General features: G+C 70.6%; 25 protein-coding genes. 15 read left to right on the top strand and 10 right to left on the bottom strand.

The genetic code is table 11. From position 1 onward, the window contains the following. Positions 1 to 149: 149 nt before the first annotated feature. Positions 150 to 782, top strand: a complete 633-nt coding sequence (locus tag AC156L_RS35415) for a peptidoglycan recognition protein family protein (protein ID WP_330883489.1) — start codon at positions 150 to 152, stop codon at positions 780 to 782. Positions 783 to 954: 172 nt separating this feature from the next. Further along, on the top strand, positions 955 to 1,602 hold the full coding sequence (locus tag AC156L_RS35410; RefSeq protein WP_330883491.1) for a response regulator transcription factor: 648 nt from the start codon (positions 955 to 957) through the stop codon (positions 1,600 to 1,602). 49 nt (positions 1,603 to 1,651) lie between these two features. Here the strand turns inward: AC156L_RS35410 and AC156L_RS35405 are convergent, their stop codons facing one another. The 6 genes from AC156L_RS35405 to rpmB form a co-directional block, all read right to left on the bottom strand. Then, entirely contained in the window at positions 1,652 to 3,100 is a 1,449-nt protein-coding gene (locus AC156L_RS35405) for a diguanylate cyclase (protein WP_330883493.1), read from the bottom strand. A 118-nt stretch (positions 3,101 to 3,218) separates the two neighbouring features. Then, the gene (bluB, locus tag AC156L_RS35400) at positions 3,219 to 3,872 is read right to left on the bottom strand and encodes a 5,6-dimethylbenzimidazole synthase (protein ID WP_330883495.1); all 654 of its coding nucleotides are present in this window, start codon (positions 3,870 to 3,872) and stop codon (positions 3,219 to 3,221) included. A 70-nt stretch (positions 3,873 to 3,942) separates the two neighbouring features. After that, positions 3,943 to 4,188: a 30S ribosomal protein S18 gene (gene rpsR / locus AC156L_RS35395; RefSeq protein ID WP_330883497.1), complete on the bottom strand. Its 246-nt coding sequence runs from the start codon at positions 4,186 to 4,188 to the stop codon at positions 3,943 to 3,945. Beyond that, positions 4,185 to 4,490, bottom strand: coding sequence for a 30S ribosomal protein S14 (gene rpsN, locus AC156L_RS35390; protein WP_330883499.1), 306 nt, complete (start codon positions 4,488 to 4,490; stop codon positions 4,185 to 4,187). Before rpsN ends, rpsR begins: the two co-directional genes overlap by 4 nt. Continuing rightward, a complete protein-coding gene (gene rpmG / locus AC156L_RS35385) occupies positions 4,490 to 4,657 on the bottom strand; it encodes a 50S ribosomal protein L33 (RefSeq protein ID WP_106619288.1) in 168 nt (55 codons plus the stop codon). The genes rpsN and rpmG overlap by 1 nt, the downstream gene beginning before the upstream one ends. Next, positions 4,657 to 4,896: a 50S ribosomal protein L28 gene (gene rpmB / locus AC156L_RS35380; protein WP_330883505.1), complete on the bottom strand. Its 240-nt coding sequence runs from the start codon at positions 4,894 to 4,896 to the stop codon at positions 4,657 to 4,659. The genes rpmG and rpmB overlap by 1 nt, the downstream gene beginning before the upstream one ends. Before the next feature lie 46 nt (positions 4,897 to 4,942). Between rpmB and mrf the strand changes: the two genes are divergently transcribed. The 3 genes from mrf to rpmF are packed head-to-tail and all read left to right on the top strand — an operon-like array spanning position 4,943 to position 6,428. Continuing rightward, positions 4,943 to 6,016: a ribosome hibernation factor-recruiting GTPase MRF gene (gene mrf, locus AC156L_RS35375; protein WP_330883507.1), complete on the top strand. Its 1,074-nt coding sequence runs from the start codon at positions 4,943 to 4,945 to the stop codon at positions 6,014 to 6,016. Next, the gene (locus AC156L_RS35370; protein WP_330883509.1) at positions 6,013 to 6,264 is read left to right on the top strand and encodes a type B 50S ribosomal protein L31; all 252 of its coding nucleotides are present in this window, start codon (positions 6,013 to 6,015) and stop codon (positions 6,262 to 6,264) included. The genes mrf and AC156L_RS35370 overlap by 4 nt, the downstream gene beginning before the upstream one ends. Further along, positions 6,264 to 6,428, top strand: a complete 165-nt coding sequence (gene rpmF, locus AC156L_RS35365) for a 50S ribosomal protein L32 (RefSeq protein WP_330883511.1) — start codon at positions 6,264 to 6,266, stop codon at positions 6,426 to 6,428. Before AC156L_RS35370 ends, rpmF begins: the two co-directional genes overlap by 1 nt. Before the next feature lie 24 nt (positions 6,429 to 6,452). Here rpmF and AC156L_RS35360 read toward each other — a convergent pair whose 3' ends face one another. Further along, entirely contained in the window at positions 6,453 to 7,118 is a 666-nt protein-coding gene (locus AC156L_RS35360) for a histidine phosphatase family protein (RefSeq protein WP_330883513.1), read from the bottom strand. 91 nt (positions 7,119 to 7,209) lie between these two features. Between AC156L_RS35360 and AC156L_RS35355 the strand changes: the two genes are divergently transcribed. From AC156L_RS35355 to AC156L_RS35330, 6 genes are all read left to right on the top strand, one after another. Continuing rightward, complete coding sequence (locus tag AC156L_RS35355; protein WP_330883515.1) at positions 7,210 to 7,530, top strand: EthD family reductase; 321 nt, start codon at positions 7,210 to 7,212, stop codon at positions 7,528 to 7,530. Then, positions 7,527 to 8,357 (top strand): 3-hydroxyacyl-CoA dehydrogenase family protein, encoded by an 831-nt coding sequence (locus AC156L_RS35350; protein ID WP_330883517.1) that lies wholly within the window; start codon positions 7,527 to 7,529, stop codon positions 8,355 to 8,357. Before AC156L_RS35355 ends, AC156L_RS35350 begins: the two co-directional genes overlap by 4 nt. A 10-nt stretch (positions 8,358 to 8,367) precedes the next feature. Then, positions 8,368 to 9,519: a GNAT family N-acetyltransferase gene (locus AC156L_RS35345; protein ID WP_330883519.1), complete on the top strand. Its 1,152-nt coding sequence runs from the start codon at positions 8,368 to 8,370 to the stop codon at positions 9,517 to 9,519. A gap of 20 nt (positions 9,520 to 9,539) precedes the next feature. Further along, positions 9,540 to 10,151: a trimeric intracellular cation channel family protein gene (locus tag AC156L_RS35340; RefSeq protein WP_330883521.1), complete on the top strand. Its 612-nt coding sequence runs from the start codon at positions 9,540 to 9,542 to the stop codon at positions 10,149 to 10,151. 63 nt (positions 10,152 to 10,214) lie between these two features. Continuing rightward, positions 10,215 to 10,910: a response regulator transcription factor gene (locus AC156L_RS35335; protein ID WP_330883523.1), complete on the top strand. Its 696-nt coding sequence runs from the start codon at positions 10,215 to 10,217 to the stop codon at positions 10,908 to 10,910. Between the two features lie 2 nt (positions 10,911 to 10,912). After that, the gene (locus AC156L_RS35330) at positions 10,913 to 12,316 is read left to right on the top strand and encodes a HAMP domain-containing sensor histidine kinase (RefSeq protein ID WP_414720124.1); all 1,404 of its coding nucleotides are present in this window, start codon (positions 10,913 to 10,915) and stop codon (positions 12,314 to 12,316) included. A 209-nt stretch (positions 12,317 to 12,525) separates the two neighbouring features. Here AC156L_RS35330 and AC156L_RS35325 read toward each other — a convergent pair whose 3' ends face one another. From AC156L_RS35325 to AC156L_RS35315, 3 genes are read right to left on the bottom strand one after another with little or no spacing between them, the layout of a single operon-like run. Further along, a complete protein-coding gene (locus tag AC156L_RS35325; RefSeq protein ID WP_330883527.1) occupies positions 12,526 to 13,410 on the bottom strand; it encodes a carbohydrate ABC transporter permease in 885 nt (294 codons plus the stop codon). Next, on the bottom strand, positions 13,407 to 14,372 hold the full coding sequence (locus tag AC156L_RS35320; RefSeq protein WP_330883529.1) for a carbohydrate ABC transporter permease: 966 nt from the start codon (positions 14,370 to 14,372) through the stop codon (positions 13,407 to 13,409). The genes AC156L_RS35325 and AC156L_RS35320 overlap by 4 nt, the downstream gene beginning before the upstream one ends. A gap of 4 nt (positions 14,373 to 14,376) precedes the next feature. Continuing rightward, a complete protein-coding gene (locus tag AC156L_RS35315; protein WP_330883531.1) occupies positions 14,377 to 15,678 on the bottom strand; it encodes an ABC transporter substrate-binding protein in 1,302 nt (433 codons plus the stop codon). 272 nt (positions 15,679 to 15,950) lie between these two features. On the opposite strand from AC156L_RS35315, the gene AC156L_RS35310 reads away from it, so the two are divergent. The 4 genes from AC156L_RS35310 to AC156L_RS35295 all read left to right on the top strand — a co-directional run bounded on the left by AC156L_RS35310 (position 15,951) and on the right by AC156L_RS35295 (position 21,331). Further along, the gene (locus AC156L_RS35310) at positions 15,951 to 17,948 is read left to right on the top strand and encodes a beta-galactosidase (RefSeq protein ID WP_330883533.1); all 1,998 of its coding nucleotides are present in this window, start codon (positions 15,951 to 15,953) and stop codon (positions 17,946 to 17,948) included. 1 nt (position 17,949) lies between these two features. Continuing rightward, positions 17,950 to 18,747: a DeoR/GlpR family DNA-binding transcription regulator gene (locus AC156L_RS35305; protein WP_259624585.1), complete on the top strand. Its 798-nt coding sequence runs from the start codon at positions 17,950 to 17,952 to the stop codon at positions 18,745 to 18,747. Between the two features lie 8 nt (positions 18,748 to 18,755). Continuing rightward, on the top strand, positions 18,756 to 19,838 hold the full coding sequence (galT, locus tag AC156L_RS35300; RefSeq protein ID WP_330883610.1) for a galactose-1-phosphate uridylyltransferase: 1,083 nt from the start codon (positions 18,756 to 18,758) through the stop codon (positions 19,836 to 19,838). Positions 19,839 to 19,903: 65 nt separating this feature from the next. Then, the gene (locus tag AC156L_RS35295) at positions 19,904 to 21,331 is read left to right on the top strand and encodes a S1C family serine protease (RefSeq protein WP_330883536.1); all 1,428 of its coding nucleotides are present in this window, start codon (positions 19,904 to 19,906) and stop codon (positions 21,329 to 21,331) included. Positions 21,332 to 21,438 lie beyond the last annotated feature (107 nt).

The following is a 21,438-nucleotide window of genomic DNA, read 5'->3' as shown; positions in this document are numbered from 1 at the left end:
GACGCGAAGCTCCTTCCATGCAGGACTGGTGTGGCGCACGTTACTTTTTCCACAACTTTTCTGAAAGGGTTTCACGTTCTTTTACCCGATCGGCTGGTAATCACCGTTGCCTATTGCCCAACTGCGCCGACACTGGGAAAAACTTGTTCATGGTGCGACGTCGAACGCTGCTGGCCGGAGTGGCCGCGTCGGGGCTGCTCGTCGGGCTGGGTTCGGCCTCCGCGAGGGCGGCCCTGCTGCCCGTCCGCTCCTGCGCCGACTGGGGCGCGCGTCCCCCGTCGAGCCCGGTCACGCTCGTCCAGCGACGGCCGGTGCGGATCCTGGTGCACCACACGGCGACCGAGAACGTCACCGACTACTCGGTGGAGCACGCCTTCGAGCACGCCCGGTGGATCCAGGACCACCACATGGACGACAACGGCTGGCTCGACTCGGGCCAGCACTTCACCAACAGCCGCGGCGGTTTCCTCATGGAGGGGCGGCACGGCAGCCTCGACGCGCTCCACGCGGGCGACCGCGTCGTGGAGGGCGCCCACTGCCCCGGCCAGAACACCACCGCGATCGGCATCGAGAACGAGGGGCTCTACACCGCCGAGGAACCCCGGCGCGAGCAGTGGGATTCGCTCGTCTCGTTCTGCGTCTACACCTGCGAGCAGTACGGCATCGCGCCGACGGCGATCGACGGCCACCGCGACCACTACACGGACACGCAGTGCCCTGGCGACAAGCTCTACGCCATGCTCCCCCGACTGCGGCAGGAAGTCGCGCGCGTCCTGGGCTGACCGTGTTTCTTCCTGGCAACTGTGAACGCTGTGGTGAGAGCCTTTCCACGCCGCCGAACGCTGGGCAAACGTCCTACCACATGGTGAGATAACGTCGAATTAACGCCAGCTTGCGCACCGGTGCGCGATGCTGGGCCTGTATGAACACGAAACGCCAACTCGGGGAGGCGTCGTGATCAAGGTGATGCTGGCCGACGACGAGGACCTCGTCCGGTCCGGGCTTCGCATGATCCTCAGCAGCGCCGGTGACATCGAAGTGGTGGCCGAGTGCGACGACGGACACCTGGTGGCCGACCTGGCCCGCCAGCACCGTCCGCACGTGGTCCTGCTGGACATCCGCATGCGGTCCAACGACGGGCTGGTGGCGTTGCGCAGGCTGCGCACGCTGCCCGAACCGCCGCGGATCGCGATGCTCACCACGTTCGACGTGGACGAGTACGTCAGCGAGGCCTTGCGCCTGGGCGCCAGCGGCTTCCTGCTGAAGGACACCGAGCCGGAGCAGCTGGTGAAGGCGGTGCGCGACCTCGCACGGGGTGGCGCGGTGCTCGATCCCGGTGTGGCGGCACGGGTCCTCGCGGCGGTGGCCGACGGTGAACGGGCCGCGGAGCCCGCGCGGCGGCTGCTGGCCATGCTGTCCGAACGGGAGCGCGAGGTGCTCGTGCTGATCGGCCAGGGCATGTCCAACGCCGAGATCGGTGGCACGCTGCACCTGTCCGAGGCCACGGTGAAGGGCTACGTGTCCTCGGTCCTCGGCAAGATCGGTGCGGTGAACCGCGTGCAGGCCGCGCTCGTGGCCTTCCGCGGCGGGTTGATCGCCTAGAACGCGAACGAGGGGTCGGGGGCAGGCGCCGAGGCACCGCGCCCCCGCCCTAGTTCACGGTCTCGTGCACCGTCGGTTCGACTTCCACGCGGTTGCGGCCGTGCCGCTTCGCCCGGTACAGAGCCATGTCCGCCGCCGCGAACAGCTGGTCCAGCTTCGCCGGGCCCGCCGCCACGCCGATGCTGACCGTCGGGCGCCGCGTCGTGCCCAGCACCATCGACCAGTCGTGCCCGTCGACGGCGGCGCGGATGCGCTCGGCCACGGTCGGCCCGACCTCGTGCTCGGAGTTGCCGTTGTCGCCCAGCAGCACCACGAACTCGTCACCCGCCCAGCGGGCCACGAGGTCGTCCGTCCGGCACTCCCGGCGCAGCAGTTGGGCGATCTCCCGCAGGGCGGCGTCGCCCGCGGCATGACCCGCGTCGTCGTTCACGCCCTTGAACCAGTCGACGTCGACCAGCACCAGCCACGGCACCCGGCCGCGCGACGCCGTTCCCTCCAGCAGCCTCGCGGCCGCCGCTTCCAGCCCGAGCCGGTTCGCCAGCCCCGTCAACGGGTCGCGCGCCGCCGCCTCCTGGGCCGCCGCGGCGAGCTGCTGGGCGCGCAGCGCCGCCTGGCGGTGCTCCAACGCCTGCCCGAGGCCCTCCTGGAGCGTCTCGGACGCCTTCTGGCCCGCGGCGACGCTGCACCGCAGCGCGGCGGCCTCGCCCACGGGGTCGTCCATCTCGGAGCAGATGTTCGCGAGGTCCAGCGAGAACCGCAGCATCAGCGACGTGTCGTTGATGGACTGGGCGGACGCGACGGACCGGCTCGCCAGCGTGCGGGCCTCCACCAGCTCACCGCGGGCGCGGTGGACCGTGGACAGCACCCAGTTGCCGACGGACATGCCCCAGTGGTCCCTGATGTCGGAGGCGAGCTCCAGCGTCTTGCGGCCGGCCTTCTCCGCGGCGTCCAGTTCCCCGACGCCCGCCAGCGCGCGGCCGTACGCCCCGAGCAGACCGCGGTGCACGTGGCCGTCCACGGTGTCGAGCGTCAGGCCCTCGGCGAGGTAGCCCCTGGCCTCCTCGAAGATCGCGTGCGCGTCGCCGGGGGGACCCGAGGCCGCGCGGAAGTTCAGCGTGCCGCCGAGCCGTTGCAGGCACTGCGCCAGCGTGTCCGGGCCGTTGGCCCGGCGGGCGACCTCCACGGCCCTGCGCACCATGTCCAGCGCGGCGTGCCGGTGCCCGATGCCTTCGAGCAGGTAGCCCAACGTGCCCATCGTCTGCGCCGCGGCGGGGCTGTCGGTGGTCTCCGAGTCGACGTCTAGCCACCCCTCGGCGGCCAGTTCCAGCGCCAGGGGGATCCGGCCCAGCCGCCACGCCATGACGGCCCGGTGGACCAGGACTGCCGAGCGCACCCAGCGGTCCGCGCTCGGAGGCGCCTTGGTCACCACCTCGTCGAACACGGCGTTGGCCTCGGGTAAACGCCCAGCGTTCAGCAGCACGCGGACCCTCAGGTCCATGTGCGTCACGTGCCCCGCTGTCAGCGGATCGCGCTGCTCCACTCGTGCTCGACACTCCATTCCGACTCGCCGAGCGGGAACACTGAGGTTCCGCCCCTGCCGGCACGGCCCCAACAGGTTACCGGGAGGAGCGCTCCCTGTACCGCTCGTGGTGCATGACGTCTTCGACAGGTATGCGGTTCCGCCACCCCGCGCGTTCCAGATCGGGTTGATCGGGCAACCCTGCCACGGGTCCGACGCAAAGCCACGCGACCGGCCGCAACCTGGGTGGAATGTGCAGCAATCGACGCAGGACGTCCTCGCGGTAGAAGCTCACCCACCCCACTCCCAGACCTTCGGCGGTAGCGGCGAGCCACAGGTTCTGGATGGCGAGGCAAACGGAGTAGAGGCCCGCGTCCGCGATGGCGTGGCGGCCGAGGACGGCGGGCGAGCCCCGGTCCGGGTCGTACGTGACGACCACGCCGAGGGTCGACTCCAGGATCCCCTCGACCTTGATCCGGCTGAACACCTCCGCCCGCTCGGCGTCCAGCTGCGCGGTGAACATGCTGCGCTCGGCGTGCACGTGGTCGCGGAACGCCCGCCGGGTCGTCTCGTCCCGCACGAGGATGAAGTCCCACGGCTGGGACAGTCCGACGCTGGGTGCGGCGTGCGCGGCGGTCAGCACCCGGCGCAGCGCGTCCGGCGGGATCGGCGCACCGGTGAACTCGCGCCTGGTGTCGCGGCGCCGGTGCAGCACCTCGTAGAGGCCCGCCACCTGTTCTTCGATGCTCATGCCGCGATCGTGCCCGCCGTGCGGGGCGACCACCACCGCGACCCGGTGCGGTGGTGGTCACTCCGAACGGCTACCTCCCCTGCGACGGATAGGGGAGCAGCGCCATCTCGCGGGCGTTCTTGATCGCGGTCGCCACCTGCCGCTGCTCCTGCGGCGTCAGCCCGGTCACCCGCCGCGAGCGGATCTTGCCGCGGTCGGACACGAACTTCCGCAGCAGCGTCGTGTCCTTCCAGTCGACCTCGGTCACGCCCTCGCGCTTCAGCACGTTCACGCGCTTCTTCGGCGCCGCGCGCCGCTCCTTGGCCACCGCGCTCACCAGCTCGACTTGCTGAGGCCGGGCAGCTCGCCGCGGTGCGCCATCTCGCGCAGCCTGATCCGCGACAGCCCGAACGCGCGGAAGTACGCCCTCGGGCGCCCGTCCACGACGTCGCGGTTGCGCAGCCGGGTGGGGCTGGCGTCACGCGGGAGCCGCTGGAGCCCGAGCACCGCGGCGGACCGCTGCTCGTCGGTGGACGACGGGGACCGGAGCTGCTCCTTGAGCGAGGCCCGCCTCTCCGCGTGCCGCGCCACGACCTCCCGGCGCTGCCGGTCCCTGGCGATCTTCGACTTCTTCGCCATCAGCGCTCCTCCTTGAAGTCGACGTGCCTGCGCACCACCGGGTCGAACTTGCGCAGGACCAGCCGGTCCGGGTCGTTGCGCCGGTTCTTGCGGGTCACGTACGTGTAGCCCGTGCCCGCGGTGGACCGCATCTTGATGATCGGCCGGACGTCCGTGCTCCTGGCCATCAGACCTTCTCCCCGTTGGCGCGCAGCGCCGCCACGACGGCTTCGACGCCGCGGCGGTCCACGGTCTTGATCCCCTTCACGGACAGGGTCAGCACGACGTACCTGCCCTCGGACGCCAGCCAGTAGCGGCGGCGCTGGGTGTTGGGCAGCCAGCGCCGCGACGTGCGCCGGTTGGAGTGCGAGACCTGCTTGCCGAAGCCCGGTTTCCGCCCCGTGAGCTGGCAGTGGCGTGACGACACACGACCTCCTTTGAAATGACATCCATTTCCATCTACAGTAACCCACATGAAAACCGTTGTCGTCATGGTGGCCGGAGTCGCGGAGCACCCGGTGGCCGAGGAGGTGTGGCGCGCACTGGAGGGCTCGGTCCTCGTCCGCCACGACCTGAGCCGCATCGCCGAGGGCGTCGTCAGCCGCTGGGTCGACGGCCACCTGACGGTGCTGGACCTCGCCCACGGCTGCGTCTCCTGCACCCTGCGCGAAGACCTCGTCCCGCTGCTGACCTCGCTGGCGGGCAGCACCGTGGTCCTCCGGCTGGACCCCGCGCTGGAACCGGAGGCCGTCTGCATCGCCCTGCCCGCCGACGCGGTGCACGTGCTGTCGGTCGTCTCGGTGATCGACCGGGAGACCTGGCTGGCCGACGCCACCGGCGAGGTGGGCCTCGCGGAGCGCGGACTGGGCGCGGCGGACGACGACGAGCGGACGGTCGCCCAGGTCGTGGTGGGCCACGCCGAGTTCGCCGACGCCCTGGTGCTCGTGGGGGAACCGGGGGACGTCCGCACCGTAGCCGTGCTCGACCGCGTCGCACCGCTGGCACCGCGCCAGGAACTGTCCTCATTGGACGTCACGGCCCTGCTGGCCGCTCCCGAGAACCGCCCGTACGACGCCTTCGGGCCGCTCCTGCGCGGTCTCCCGCTGGAGCCGGACGGCTCGGTGGGCACCGTGCACTTCACCGACCGCCGCCCGTTCCACCCGGAACGCCTCCACGAGGCGCTGGACGTGCTGCTCGACGGCGTGGTCCGGACGCGGGGACGGCTCTGGGTCGCCTCGCGGCCGGACATGGCCCTGTGGCTGGAGTCGGCGGGCGGCGGGCTGCGGATCGGGGACGCCGGGCCGTGGCTGGCCGCGGTGGACGACTGGTCCGACGTCGAGCCGGAACGGCGGGCGAGGGCCTCGCTGGAGTGGGACCCCTACTACGGCGACCGGGCGCAGGACCTCGTCGTCATCGTGCACGAGGCGTCGACGGCGGAGATCGAGGCGACCCTGCGGGCCGCACTGCTCACGGACGACGAACTGGCGGGCGGGCTCGTCTGCAGCGACGACCCGTTCGCCCACCACCCGAGGGAAGAGGCATCGTGAAACCGAACATCCACCCCGACTACCACCCGGTCGTCTTCCGGGACAGCTCGACGGGCAAGCAGTTCCTCACCCGCTCGACGGCCACGTCGGACAAGACCGTCGAGTGGGAGGACGGCAACACCTACCCGCTGCTGACCGTCGACATCACGGCCGACTCGCACCCGTTCTGGACGGGCACGCAGCGGATGATCGACACGGCCGGTCGGATCGAGAAGTTCAACCAGCGCTACGGAAAGCGGCAGAAGTAATGGCGGTCCCGAAGAGGAAGACCTCGCGCTCCAACACCCGGCACCGGCGGGCGCGGTGGAAGGCGCAGGCGCCGGACCTGGTGGAGGTGACCGCCCTGGACGGCAGGAGGCTCCGCGTGCCCCGGCGGTTGGTGGCGGCGTACCGGCGCGGGCTGCTGGGCTAGGTGGGCGGCGCGGGTCGCCGGGCGCTACCCGCGCGGCCCCACCTGGGCCTGGGTCTCGCCGTCCGGCGACTCCCGCCACTGCTCGAAGGCCCGGTCCAGCCTCCAGCCGTCCCCGTCGTGGTCCAGGACCCGGTAGCCGCAGGTGTCCAGGTTGGACAGCGATTCGAAGAGTTCCACGCTCCACGAGAACAACCGCCTGCACAGCAACCGGATCGTCAGCCCGTGCGACACCACGAGCACGGTCCGCGGGTGCTCGGCGTCCTTGCGCATGTGCAGTTCCAGCTCCCCGAGGAACGCGGCCAGCCGGTCGTCCACGTCCGCCCCGGACTCCCCGTTGGGCAGCCGGAAGAAGAAGTGCCCGAAGGCGTGCCTCTGGTGCTTCAGCACCTCCTGCTGCACCGGGTCCTGGAGGTTGCCCCAGTCCTGCTCCCGCAACCGGGGTTCGGCGACCACCCGGTCCACCAGCGGGCCCAGTTCCAGCCCGGCCAACGTCTTGCGGGTCCGCAGGTAGGGGCTGACGTACACCGCCACCGGCCCCTCGCCGATCAGCGAGCGGATCGCGGGCCCGGTCGAACGGGCCTGCGATTCGCCCAGCGCCGTGAGGGGGAGGGAGTGGTCCGGGACCCGGCAGTAGGCCGATTCGTCGACGTTCCCGAGGCTCTGGCCGTGTCGCAGCAGGATGATCCGCACCCCACCATCTTGGGGGAGACTCCTGCCGGAGCAACCGCCGGATCCGAATCCGCTGTTACAGTCCAAGTCGAAAACCTCCAGGGAGTGTCACATGATCAAGTACATCGCGCTCTACCGGAAGCCCGCGGACCAGGCGGACTTCGACGAGAAGTACTTCTCCTCCCACCTCCCGATCGTCCGGAAAACCCCAGGTCTGCTCCGTGCCGAGGTGGCCAAGGTCGACCGCGTGCTGGTCCCCGGCTTCCTGGGCGACACGGACCTGCACGTCGTCGCCGAGATGTACTTCGAGTCGCCCGAGGTCATGAACGCGGCGTTCCAATCACCCGAGTGGCACGCGGCCGGGGCGAACCTGTCGGAGATCGGCGGGCTCGAACTGGTGGCCATGTTCACCGCCGAGGTGGTCGCCGAATGATCACCGGGGTGGTCGGCGGCGGCACGATGGGCGCGGGCATCGCGCACCTGCTGCTCGCGGGCGGTCATGACGTCACGCTCGCGGAAGCCGGGCCCGAACGCTCCGACGCGGCGCGGAGAGCCGTGGCCGCGTCGCTCGCGAAGGCCGCCGAGCGCGGGAAGCTGGCCGTCGCCCCGGAGGAGCTGCTGGCCGGGCTGACCGTCGTGGACGACCTCGCCGGGCTGCCCGCCGCCGCGGAGCTGGTGGTCGAGGCCGTGCCGGAGGACGTCGACCTCAAGCGGCGGGTGCTCCAGCAGGTCGCAAGCGTTTGCCCACAGGCCGTGCTGGCGTCCAACACCTCCTCGCTCTCGATCTCCGCGCTGGCCGAGGACCTGCCCGGCGAGCGGCTCGTCGGGATGCACTTCTTCAACCCCGTCCCGGTCCAGGAGCTGGTCGAGCTCGTCCACCACGCGGGCGTGGGACCCGACGTCGTGACGAGGGTCCGGACCTGGGCCGAAGCGCTGGGCAAGACCGTCATCGAGGTCCGCGACTCGCCGGGGTTCGCCACCTCGCGGCTGGGGGTCGCGGTCGGCATGGAGGCCATCCGGATGCTGGAGGAGGGCGTCGCCGGCGCCGAGGACATCGACACCGGGATGCGCCTCGGCTACGGCTGGCCGATGGGACCGCTGAGGCTGACCGACCTCGTCGGCCTCGACGTGCGGCTGGCCATCGCCGAGCACCTGGCCGCCGAGCTGGGGCCGCGGTTCACCCCGCCCGCCCTGCTGCGCGCCAAGGTCGACCGCGGTGAGCTGGGGCGGAAGGCCGGCCAGGGGTTCTTCACCTGGTAAGCAGGTGCCCGTGGACATCAGGGAGTACACCGAGGACGACCGCGACACCGTGCTGCGGATGCGCAAGCTCGCGTTCGCGGGCACGGCGCCGCCGCCGGAGGAGCTGGTCGTGCCCGGCAGGCTCGGCCTGCTCGCCGAGGAGGGCGGTCACCCGCTCGGGTCGCTGCTGATCAACGACTTCGCCCAGTTCTTCGGCGGTCGCGCCGTGCCCATGGGCGGCATCGGCGGTGTCGTGGTCGACCCGCACGCCCGCCGCCGGGGCGTCGCGTCGGCGCTGGTCGACACGGCGCTGCGCACGATGCGCGACCGGGGCCAGGCGGTGTCCGCGCTGTACCCGACCGTGCCCGCGCTCTACCGCGCTCGCGGCTGGGAGCGCTCCGGTGCGTTCGAGCGGCTCGTGTTCCCGATGGACCGGCTGCTCATGTCACCCGTGGGCGTGAACCGGCTGGCCACCCGTCGGGTCACCGGGACCGACCTGGCCGACGTCCACGCCCTCTACACCGGACTGGCGGCCACCGTGGACGGGCTGCTCGACCGCCACGCGCCGACGTTCGAGCCCGAGAAGCTGCTCGACCTGGACGTGGCCACGCTCGTGACCGACGCCGACGGCGCGCCGCGCGGCTACCTGACCGCCGACCGCGTCCCCGAGGGGCTCAAGGTCCACGACCTCGTGGGCGTCGACCTGGACGCGCAGGTCACCCTGCTGGCCGAGCTCACGTCGTGGGCCGGGGTCCTCGACCGGATCGACGTGCGCGTGGTCGACCCCGCGTTCACCGGGCTGCTCACCTCGCAGGCCATGCGCGTCGAACTCGCGGTGAGCCAGTGGTTCCTGCGGGTCGTGGACCTGCCCGCCGCCGTCGCCGCGCGGGGCTGGCCGAACGCCGCGGGCCTGAGGGCGGGCGCGGTCGACCTGGACGTGGTCGACGAGCACGCGCCGTGGCACGCGGGCAGGCAGCGGCTCGTCGTGGACGACGGCGGGGTGCGGGTCGAGCCCGGCGGCACCGGAGCCGTCCGGGTGCGGGCCAGGGCGCTCGGGCCGTGGTTCGCGGGCGCGCAGAGCACCGCCGCGCTGCGCCGCGCCGGGCTCCTGACCGGCGAGGCGCCGCTGCTGGACCAGCTCGTCGCGGCCCCCGGCACCCCGCGCCTCGCCGACTTCTTCTAGCGCACCTACCCTGGCCCCTCGTGTTGCTCATCGTCCTGGAACTGGTCGGCATCGCGGTGTTCGCGGCGTCCGGCGCGCTGGCCGCGGTCCGAGCCAGGCTCGACGTGTTCGGCGTCATCGTGCTGGCGCTGACGACCGCGCTGGGCGGCGGCGTCATCCGGGACGTGCTGCTCGGCGTGCACCCGCCGAGCAGCCTGGTGAAGTGGCCGTACCTGCTGGTCCCCGGCGTCACGGGCCTGCTGGTGTTCTGGTTCCACCCGCAGGTCGCGAAGCTCCGCAGGGCCGTGCTGCTGCTGGACGCGATCGGCCTCGGGCTGTTCGTCACCGGCGGCACGTCGACCGCCCTCGCGCTGGGCGCCCCGCCGTACACGGCGTGCCTGATCGGCATGACCACCGGCATCGGCGGCGGCGCGCTGCGCGACGTGCTCCTGCGCGAGATCCCGCTGGTCCTGCGCCGCGAGATCTACGCCGTCGCCGCGCTGCTCGGGGGCGTGGTGGTCGCGGGCGGCAGCGTGCTCGGCCTCCCGGACGAGCCGGTCGCGCTGGCCGGGTCCGCCCTGGTCGTGGCGGTGCGGGTGCTCGCGCTCTGGCGGAGGTGGAACGCGCCGGTGGCGCACGGACTTGACGCGTAGTTCACACGGTTTGTTGGGCTCCCTCTCAGGCGCTTCTCAGGACGAAGGGCAACACTTACCCCCATGCGCATCCTCGTTGTCGACGACGACCGGGCCGTGCGTGAGTCGCTACGCCGCTCACTGCAGTTCAACGGCTACCAGGTGGAAACCGCGGGCGATGGCCAGCAGGCGCTCGAAGCGGTGACGACAGCGCGCCCGGACGCGATGGTCCTGGACGTCATGATGCCCCGGCTCGACGGGCTGGAGGTGTGCCGCAGGCTGCGGAGCACCGGTGACGACCTGCCCATCCTCGTCCTCACGGCCCGCGACGCGGTGTCCGACCGCGTGTCCGGACTGGACGCGGGGGCCGACGACTACCTGCCCAAGCCGTTCGCGCTGGAGGAGCTGCTCGCCAGGCTCCGCGCGCTGCTGCGGCGGGCGTCGAACGAGCAGGACGGCACCGAACGGGCCCGCGCCACGCTGAAGTTCGCCGACCTGGAGCTGGACCCCGGCACGCGCGACGTGCGGCGCGGCGAGCGGGCGATCAGCCTCACGCGCACCGAGTTCGCCCTGCTGGAGCTGTTCCTCACCCACCCGAAGCAGGTGCTGACCCGCGGTCGCATCCTGGAGGACGTGTGGGGCTACGACTTCCCGACCTCCGGCAACGCGCTGGAGGTCTACGTCGGCTACCTGCGGCGCAAGACCGAGCTGGACGGCGAGTCCCGGTTGCTGCACACGGTGCGTGGCGTCGGCTACGTGCTGCGGGAGACGCCTCCGTGATCATCACCGCAGCGTCGTCGAACGACCCGATCGCCACCGGCAGGTTCCAGCGGGTCTCGCTGCGGGCCCGCGTCACCCTGCTCGCGGCGTTCTGCGTCGCGGGCGTGGTGGCGGTGGTGTCGCTGGGCGCGTACATGACGGTGAGCCAGAACCTCTACACCCAGCTCGACGAAACCCTCCGCCAGCGCGTCACGGACGCCATCCAGACGCCGTCGGTGAAGGGCGGCCAGGACCTCCAGTCGTTCCCCGTCGCGTTCCTGGTCGCGGGTGACATCCGGATCGGCCTGCTGGACGAGTTCGGCCAGATCTTCTACGCGAAGGGCGCCACCCCGCCGCCCACCAACGGCAACGACCTGAAGGTCGCGAAGGGGGAGCTGGGGGAGAACATCTGGACGGACGACCGCACCGGCTTCCGGGTGATCTCCAAGCAGTACACCGACGGGCAGGCGATGGTGATCGGCCAGTCCATGAAGCCGCTGCGGGCGACGCTGGGCAAGCTCAACGTGGTCCTGTTCGTGATCAGCGGGCTGGGCGTGCTGGTGGCGGCGCTCGCCGGGACCGCCGTGGCCCGCACCGGCTTGAGACCGGTGCAGCGGCTGTCCGAGGCGACCGAGCGGGTGGCCATGACGGGCGACCTGCGCCCGATACCCGTGACCGGGGACGACGAGCTGGCCCGGTTGACGCAGAGGTTCAACGCCATGCTCGGGGCCGTGGCGGAGTCGCAGGAGAGGCAGCGCCGGCTGGTGGCCGACGCCGGGCACGAGCTGCGGACGCCGCTGACGTCCATGCGCACGAACCTGGAGCTGCTGCTGGCGTCCGAGCGGCCCGACGCCCCCACGCTGTCCGATGAGGACAAGGCCGAGATCAACGACGACGTCCGGGCCCAGCTCGACGAGCTGACGACGTTGATCGGCGACCTCGTGGAGCTGGCTCGGGAGGACGCGCCGCAGGTCGTGCAGGAGCCGGTGGACCTGGTGGAGGTGGTGGAACGCGCCCTCGACCGGGCTCGGCGGCGGACGGTGACGCACGTGCGGTTCGACGTGCGGTTGCAGCCGTGGTCCCTGCTGGGCGACTCCAACTCGCTGGAGCGGGCCGTGTTGAACCTGCTGGACAACGCGGTGAAGTTCAGCCCCGACGACGGGGTGGTGCGGTTGGAGTTGCGGCAGGTGGGCGACGGGAGCGCTGTGGTGGAGGTGGCGGATTCCGGGCCGGGGATCGCCGATGCCGACATGCCGCACGTCTTCGAGCGGTTCTACCGGTCTTCCGAGGCTCGGACGTTGCCGGGGTCGGGGTTGGGGTTGGCGATCGTGAAGCAGGCCGCTGAGAGGCACGGGGGAATGGCTTACGCGGGGCGGGCGCCCGAGGGTGGGGCCCTGTTCGCCATTCGGTTGCCCGGGAGGCCTTGAGGGGTTGCCGGTTCTGGTGGAACGGGTGGCTGCTGGTCCCGTCGGCGGTGGCCGATGTGACTCGGGGCCCCTCGATGCGACCCTGTGATCGGGCTGAAGGGCAGGTGGTGGCTACCTGCCCGATCCACCATCGCAGGGGTCGAATCCCTCGAGCAGCACCGGCCACCGCTTTCGGGAAGGCGGTGGCTTTCTGTTGGTTGTTGTTCTGCCTAGCCTTTTGTCGAGCCCAGGGTCAGGCCGCTGACGAACTGGCGTTGTAGCGCGAAGAAGACGACCAGGGTGGGCAGGGCCACCAGTAGTGAGCCCGCGGCGACCAGGTTGTTGTCCGTGAAGAACGAGCCGCGCAGGTTTTGCAGCGCCGAGGTGATCGGCATCTTGTCGCCGGTCTGGATCAGTACCAGGGCCCAGAGGAAGTCGTTGTAGATCCAGGTGAACTCCAGTGTGGCCAGCGCTGCCAGCGCGGGCCTGCACAGCGGGAGGATGACCTGCCAGTACTGGCGGAACACGCTGGCGCCGTCCACCCGTGCCGCCTCGGTCAGCTCGTGCGGGATGGTCTTCATGTAGTTGCTCAGCACGAACGTGCAGAAGCCGATCTGGAACGCGATGTGGATCATCACCACGCCCAGTTGGCTGTCGATCAGCGTGCCGCTCCCGCTGATCCACTCCGGTACCTCGATCAACCGGTACAGGCGCCACAGCGGGGTCACGATGACCTGCTGCGGCAGCAGGTTGCCCGCGGTGAAGAGCATCAGCAGGGCCAGGTTGAACCTGAAGCTGAAGCGGGACACGCCGAACGCGACCATGGAGCTGAACAGCAGCGTCAGGATCACCGCGGGCAGCGTGATGAGGAACGTGTTGAGGTAGTAGTGCGGGAGGTCGCCGGTCGTCCACGCGTTGCTGAAGTTGTCCAGCGTCAGGCTCTCCGGCAGCGAGAGGTAGCCGTTGCGGGCGGTGTCGTCGTAGGTGCGCAGCGACGCGTACACGGCCCACAGCAGGGGAGCCAGCGTCATCAGGCACGTCAGCACCAGGAAGACGTGCAGCACGACCCGGCCCGGTCGCAGCGGCGCCCTGCGGGTTTTCACTGAGGTCGTCACGCCCGGTTCTCCTTGCTGAACTCCTGGTACAGGTACGTGATGATCACGCTCAGCGAGATGAGCAGCAGGACCACCGCCAGCGCCGAGCCCCAGCCGATGCGGCTCGACTCGCCGATGATGTTGTCGGTGACCAGGACCGACAGCAGTTCGAGGCCGTTGCGGCCCTTGTTGATGATGTAGACGATGTCGAACGCGCGCAGCGATTCGATGACGGTCACGACGAAGACGACGATGTTGACCGGCTTGAGGACCGGGAACGTCACCTTCGTGAACGTCTGGAAGGCGTTGGCGCCGTCGAGCGACGCGGCCTCCTTGAGCGCCGGGTCGACGGACTTCAAGCCCGCCAGGTACAGCAGCATGATGTAGCCGGTGTGCCGCCACGCCGCCGCGACCAGCACCGCGTACAGGTTGATGTCCGGGTCGCCCAGCCAGTTGGTCGGGTTGTCTTCCGTCGTGCCGAGGACGCTGTTCAGCAGACCCTGCTCGGGCTGGTAGATCAGCTGCCAGATGAAGCCGACCAGCGCGAGCGACAGCACCATCGGCAGGTACAGCGCGCTCTGGTAGATCCGGCCGAACCGCAGCTTGCGGTCCAGGAGCACCGCGAGGAACAGGCCCGCCACGGTCGGCAGGACCATCAGGAACACCAGCCAGATCACGTTGTGCCGGAACGCGGGCCAGAACCTGGGGTAGCTGGTGAAGATGTCGACGTAGTTCTGGAACCCGACCCACTCGATGTCCTCGAAGCCGCCGATGCCGTCCCACGAACCGAAGGACAGCGCCACCGATCCGAGGGTCGGCACCCACACCAGGAGCAGGTGGATCAGGGTGGGGATGCCCAGCATCAGGCCGAGCACCAGCTTGTCGCCGCCCGCCAGCGCGGTGGCCCTCTTGCGGCGGGCCCGCTCACGGGGCGCCGGGGAATCCGGCGCCCCGTGAGCGGTCTTCTCGCTCAACGCGGTCAACTCGTCACCCCGTGAAGATCGTCTTGGCCTGGTCGGCCATTCCCTTGAGCACGGAGTCGATGTCGTCCGGGTTCTGGATGAAGGCGTTCAGGCCGTTGGTGGCCGCGTCGCTCGCGAAGCGCGGGTCGGTGTCGCGGTCGAGGAACTGCGTGATGTGCTTGGCGCTCTTGATGACCTCGACGGCCTTCTTCTGGAGCGCCGTGTAGCCCGAGGTGTCGGCCTTGCTGCTGGTGGCGATCGACGACGGGTCGGACTTCAGGTACGTCAGCTGCGTCTCGGGCTTGGACAGGTACTCCAGCAGCTTCTTCGCGCCCTCGGGGTTGGCGGGCTTCTTCGCCATCATGTAGCCGTCGATGGGCGCTTCGACCGTGTCCTGCCCGTGCTCGGGGTTGACCTCCGGGAACGGGAAGAAGTCGAGGTCGTCCTCCTGGCCCTTGAACTGCTGGCCGACGAACGTACCGAGCAGGTACATGCCGGACTTGCCCTGCTGGACGCTCTGCGCGGCCTCCTGCCAGTCGCGGCCGAGCGCGTTCTCCTGGTGGAACGGCAGCAGGCGCTTCCAGGTGTCGAACACCGCGCGCACCTTCGGGCCCTGCCAGTCCTCCTTGCCCGCCATGAGGTCGACGTGGAACTGGTAGCCGTTGGTGCGGAAGTTCAGCTGGTCGAACATGCCCATGCCCGGCCAGCCCTGCTTCTGCGCGAAGGCGATCGGGGTCAGGCCGTCGGCCTTCATCTTCGTGGAGAGCGCGACGAACTCGTCGAGCGTCTTCGGGACCGCGTAGCCGCGCTGCGTCCACACGCTCTTGAGGTAGAAGACGCCCCACGGGTACTGGGTGAACGGCACGAAGTACTGCTTGCCGTCCTTGGCGGTCGACGCCTCCTTGAGGGAGGGCGCGTAGTTGTCGCCGAGCCCGCCCCACAGGTCGGTGAGGTCGCCGGTGAGGCCCTTCTCCGCGAAGAAGCGCATCCGGTAGCCGGCGAACCAGGCGAGCACGTCGTCGGGCTTGCCCTGGAGGTAGTTGTTGATCTGCTCCTGGTACTGCTCGTGCTGCTTGGTGTTGATCGAGACCTTCAGGGCGTCGGAGTCGAAACCCTTGAGGGCGGCGGTGATCGCGTCCTTCGGGACCTGGTCCGACAGGTTGTTGCCGAAGGTGACCGTGCCGTTCGACGAACCCGAGTCGGAGCCGCCGCACGCGGCCAGCCCCGGCACCGCCGCGATACCGGCGGTCATGAGCAGTCCGCGGAGCACGGCCCTGCGGCCGAGGAGGGGGTGCGTGGACTGGGAACTGGGCGTGTACCGGACCATCGTTGCTCCTGAGGACACTCGACCAAACCAACTGAACACTGAGTCAAACAAAGTTGCGCATAATGTTGCGTCCAACACACGGGGTGTCAAGCCCTGTTACGAAGCCGTTAACCCGCTACAACGTTGTAAAAATAGAGCGACTACCTGCTACAACGTTGTAAAAGTGAGCCGGCCTCGCCGCCTGTGGTGCTCCGAAGTTCAAACAGACCCGAACGAGGGATCTTGTTTGACTGTGTTGACGTTGCGGGCCTGTTTCAGCCACCCTTGCGGCTATGACCACTTGGCCCACGGGCATGGCAGGACTGGCTTGGGGTGCGGACTACAACCCCGAGCAGTGGCCCGAGGACGTGTGGGCCGAGGACGTCGAGCTGATGCGCCGGGCGGGCGTGACGATGGTCAGCGTCGGCATCTTCTCGTGGGCGCTGATCGAGACCTCCGAGGGGAAGTACGAGTTCGACTGGCTCGACCGGGTGCTCGACCTGCTGCACGAGGGCGGGATCCGGGTCGACCTGGCGACCGCGACGGCCTCCCCGCCACCCTGGCTGACCACGGCGTACCCGGACGTGCTCCCGGTGCGCGCCGACGGCGTCCGCTTCACCCACGGGTCGCGCCAGGAGTACTGCCCCAGCTCACCGGTCTACCGCGCGAAGGCCGTGGCGCTCGCGACCGCGCTGGCGGAGCGGTACCGCGAGCACCCCGCCCTGGCCGCGTGGCACGTCGGCAACGAGTACGGCTGCCACGTCGCCCGCTGCTGCTGCGACCGCTGCGCCGAGGCGTTCCGCACCTGGCTCCAGCACCGCCACGGCGACCTGGACACGCTGAACGAGGCGTGGGCGACCGCGTTCTGGAGCCAGCACTACTCCTTGTGGGACCAGGTCCTGCCGCCGAGGGTGACGCCGACGTTCGGCAACCCCGGCCAACTGCTGGACTTCGACCGGTTCTGCTCGGACGCGCTGCTGGAGCTGTACAAGGCCGAGCGCGACGCCCTGCGCGGGCTCACCCCGGACGTGCCGATCACCACGAACTTCATGGTGGGCTGGACCTTCGACGCGCTGGACTACTGGGCGTGGGCGCGCGAGGTCGACTTCGTGTCCAACGACCACTACACCCGCTCGGAGGACGACGACCGGCACGTCGAGCTGGCGATGGCCGCCGACCTGACCCGCGGACTCGCGGGTGGGCGGCCGTGGCTGCTGATGGAGCACTCGACGTCGGCGGTCAACTGGCAGCCGCGCAACATCGCCAAACAGCCTGGTGAGCTGCGGCGGAACTCGTTCGCGCACATCGCGCGCGGTGCCGACGGCACGCTGTTCTTCCAGTGGCGGCAGTCGCGGGCGGGCGCCGAGCGCTACCACTCCGCGATGGTCCCGCACGCGGGCACCGAGACCAAGGTCTACCGCGAGGTGTGCGAGGTCGGCGCCGAGTACGGCCTGCTGGGTGAACTCGTGGGGTCCACTGTGGACGCCTCCGTGGCGATCGTCTACGACTGGCGGTCCCGCTGGATCTCCGGCCAGCCGACGCACCCCACCGAGGACTTCTCCTACCAGGAGACCGTGTTCGGGCTGTACCGGCAGCTGTGGGACGCGGGCGTCACGGTCGACTTCGTCCCGCCGTCGGCCGACCTCTCGTCCTACCGGCTCGTCGTGGTGCCCGCGCTGTACTCGGTGACCGACGCCGACGCCGCGAAGATCGCCGACTACGTCGACGGCGGCGGGCACGTGCTGGTCACGTACATGTCCGGCCTCACCGACGAGCGCGGCCACGTGCGGCTCGGCGGCTACCCCGGCGCGTTCCGCGACCTGCTCGGGGTGTGGACCGAGGAGTTCTTCCCGCTGCGCGCGGACGAGGTCGTGCGGCTGGACGACGGGGGCGCCGCGGGCGTGTGGACCGAACTGCTGCACGTCCGGGGCGCGGAGGTGGTGTCGTCCTACGCCGACGGCCCGCTGCCCGGCGTCCCCGCGGTGACCCGCCACCAGCACGGCGCGGGAACCGCCTGGTACCTCGCCTGCGGCCTGGTCGCCGACGGACTGCGACGGGTGGTCGACGCGGCGTTGGAGCGCGCGGGCGTGACCGCCGCCCCCGGCCTGGAGATCGTTCGCCGCCGGGGTCGGCACGACGGCGAACCCGTATCGTGGCTGGTTGCGATCAACCACGCTGCGGAGGACGTCGCACTGCCCGCCTCCGGCGTCGAACTGCTGTCCGGCTCCCTGGTCGACGGCCGGCTGGTGGTTCCCGCCGGGGCGGTCGCCGTGCTGAGGGAGATGGTGTGAAGTGCTGGCTCGGCAACGACAAGCGGTGATCCTCGAGGAGATCCGCCGCACCGGGGCGGTCCGGGTGAGCGACCTGGTGGTGCGCCTCGGCGTCTCGGACATGACGATTCGCCGCGACCTGGACGTGCTGGCGGCGCGCGGGGTCATCGAGAAGGTCTACGGCGGCGCGACCTCCGTGGTCGGGCGCAGCACGGACGAGCCGGGCTTCGAGGCGAAGTCCGTGCGGCAGCTCCCGGAGAAGGAGGCCATCGCCCGGCAGGCCGCCGCGCTGGTCCGCCCCGGCACCGCCATCGGGCTGTCCGCGGGCACGACGACGTGGACGCTCGCGCGGTTCCTGGAGGACATCCCGGACCTGACGGTCGTGACGAACTCGATCCGGGTCGCGGACGTGCTCCAGCAGGGCGGGCGCACCGACCGCACGGTGGTGCTGACCGGTGGCGTGCGGACGCCGTCGGACGCGCTGGTCGGGCCGGTCGCCGTCCAGGCGCTGCGGTCGCTGCACCTGGACGTGGTGTTCCTCGGCGTGCACGGCATGGCCGAGCGGTCCGGGTTCACCACGCCCAACCTGAACGAGAGCGAGACGGACCGCGCGCTCGTCGACGCGGCGGGCCGCGTGGTGGTCGTCGCCGACCACACCAAGTGGGGCACGGTCGGCATCTCCACGATCGCCGACCTCGACGAAGCTGATGTGCTGGTGACCGACGAGGGTCTGGCGGACGACGCCAAGGCGATCCTCGCGGAGCAGGTCGGGGAACTCGTGCTCTCGCACGTGCCCGGAAGGGGAGAGGAACTCGCGTGAAGGAAGCGTTGCGGCGGACCGCGGCGAAACTGGCTGATGGTCGGGAGATCATCTACTTCGACGACACCCCGGACGCGCCCCCGCGCACGGCGGTGGACACGAGGGACCTGCCGGAGTCGCAACCGCACTCGGAGGTCCGCCGCGACCCCCTGACCGGTGAGTGGGTGGCGATGGCGGCGCACCGCCAGACCCGCACCTACAAGCCCCCGGCCGACCTGTGCCCGCTGTGCCCGACGGCGCCGGGCAAGCCGACTGAGATCCCCGAGTCGAGCTACGACGTGGCGGTGTTCGAGAACCGCTTCCCGTCGCTCGCCGAGCACGTCCCCGACGTCCCGTCCACTGTGGACGGCATGCCGATGGTGCACCGCGCGGCGGGTCGCGGCCGCTGCGAGGTCGTCTGCTTCACCTCCGACCACAACACCTCGTTCGGCGAGCTGACCCCGCACCGGGTGCGGACCGTCGTCGACGTGTGGGCCGACCGGACCGAGGCGTTCGCGGAGGTCCCCGGTGTGGCGCAGGTGTTCCCGTTCGAGAACCGCGGCGAAGAGATCGGCGTGACGCTGCACCACCCGCACGGGCAGATCTACGGCTACCCGTTCGTGACGCCCAAGACCGAGCGGATGCTGTCGGTGGCGGGCGAGTACTTCGCCGAGCACGGCACGCACGTGATGGGCGACGTCCTGGCCGCCGAGCGCGCGGCGGGCACCCGGATCATCGCCGAGGGCGAGCACTGGACGGCGTTCGTGCCCGCCGCGGCCCGCTGGCCCGTCGAGGTCCACGTGGTGCCGCACCGCCAGGTGCCGGACCTGCCCGCGCTCACCGACGCCGAGCGCGACGACTTCGCGCACCTGTACCTGCGCGTCCTGCACATGATGGACGCGCTGTACGACCGGCCGCTGCCCTACATCGCGGCCTGGCACCAGGCGCCCGTGCGGACCGGCCGAGACCTCTCCTGGCTGCACCTGGAGGTGTTCTCCGTGCTCCGCACGAAGGACAAGCTGAAGTACCTGGCGGGGTCCGAGTCGGGCATGGGCGTGTGGATCAACGACGTCACGCCGGAGCAGATCGCGGAGCGCCTCCGTGGTTCCTGATTACTCACACCTGATGCCCAGGTGTGTTTAAGGGTCCTCTCAGGCGGGCAACGCACAGTATGGGCATGACCGAGAACAACCACGGTGCCGCCGAGGACCAGCCTCAGCCCGAGGCGCCGCAGACGCCGCAGCAGACCCCCACTGCCGTGCCGAGCGAGCAGCCCAGCCCGTGGGCCGCCAACGCCTCCGCTGCCCCGCAGCAGGAGTGGCAGCCGACCTCCGGTCCCGCCCACCCCGGTTTCCAGCAGCAGGGTGCTGGACAGCCGGACCCCGGCCAGCCAGGCGCTTTGCAGGGGGCGCCTGGCCAGCCGGGGACACCTGCTCCCCAGTTCGGGGCCGCTCCCCACCAGGGGGCGCCGACCTCGACCGGGGCGTTCTACGCCCAGCCGGGTGTGTCGTACCCCGTTCCGCAGCAGCAGCGCAGGCCCGGCCGCGGCCGGGTCGTGGCCGGGGTGGCCGCGGCGGTGCTCGCGGTCGGCGGGCTGTCCGGCGGCATCGGCGGCTACATCGGCTACCAGGCCGCCGTGGACGCGCAGCCGGTCACCAACGCGCTGAGCGCGCCGAAGCCCGTGCAGCAGAGCAGCAACGCCCCCGCCGGGTCCATCGAGAGCGTCGCCGAGAAGGTGCTGCCCTCCGTGGTGAAGCTCCAGCTCTCCGGCGGTGAGGGCTCCGGCATCGTGATCAGCTCGGACGGCTTCATCCTCACCAACAACCACGTGGTCGAGGGCGCGGCGGCGGGCGGCCAGATCCAGATCGTGTTCCAGGACGGCAAGACCGCGACCGCCACCATCGTCGGGCGCGACCCGTCGTCCGACCTCGCGGTGGTGAAGGCGGCGAACGTCACCGGCCTGCCGACGGCGGAGCTGGGCAACTCGGGCGACCTGAGGGTCGGCCAGCAGGTGGTGGCCGTCGGGTCGCCGTTCGACCTCCAGGGCACCGTCACGTCCGGCATCGTCAGCTCGCTGAACCGGCCCGTCCGGGCGGGTGGCGAGCAGGGCAGCCAGTCGTCCGTGCTGGACGCCATCCAGACCGACGCGGCGATCAACCCCGGCAACTCCGGCGGCCCCCTGGTCAACATGCAGGGCCAGGTCGTCGGCATCAACTCCGCCATCTACAGCCCGAACACCACGTCGCAGTCGCAGGGCGGTTCGGTCGGCATCGGCTTCGCCATCCCGATCGACCAGGCCCGGCGCACGGCCAAGGAGATCACCGAGACCGGCAAGGCCACCCAGACCGTGCTCGGCGTGTCGGTGAAGGACGGCGAGAACGGCGGCGCGCTGGTCAGCGAGGTCACCGCGGGCGGCGCGGCCGAGAAGGCCGGCCTCAAGGCCGGTGACGTGATCACCGGGTTCGACGGCCGCAAGATCGACACCTCCGACGCGCTGGTCGCGGCGGTCCGCTCCAAGGCCCCCAACGACAAGGTGAAGCTCACCGTCGGCGAGGACAAGTCGGTCGAGGTCACCCTCGGCAGCCAGGTCGTCGAACCGAAGTAGTCCGGACTCCCGGCGCGAATGCCCCTCGCGCCGGGCGCGGGTTCCCGGCGCGGGAGCAGGTGACGCAGGGAGAGCGAAGCTTCCCGGCGACAGGAACCCGAGAACAC

The sequence above is a fragment of the Umezawaea sp. genome (genome assembly GCF_057122925.1).
The sequence above is the reverse complement of the archived record's forward strand: the minus strand, read 5'-3'. Positions and strand labels throughout refer to the sequence as shown.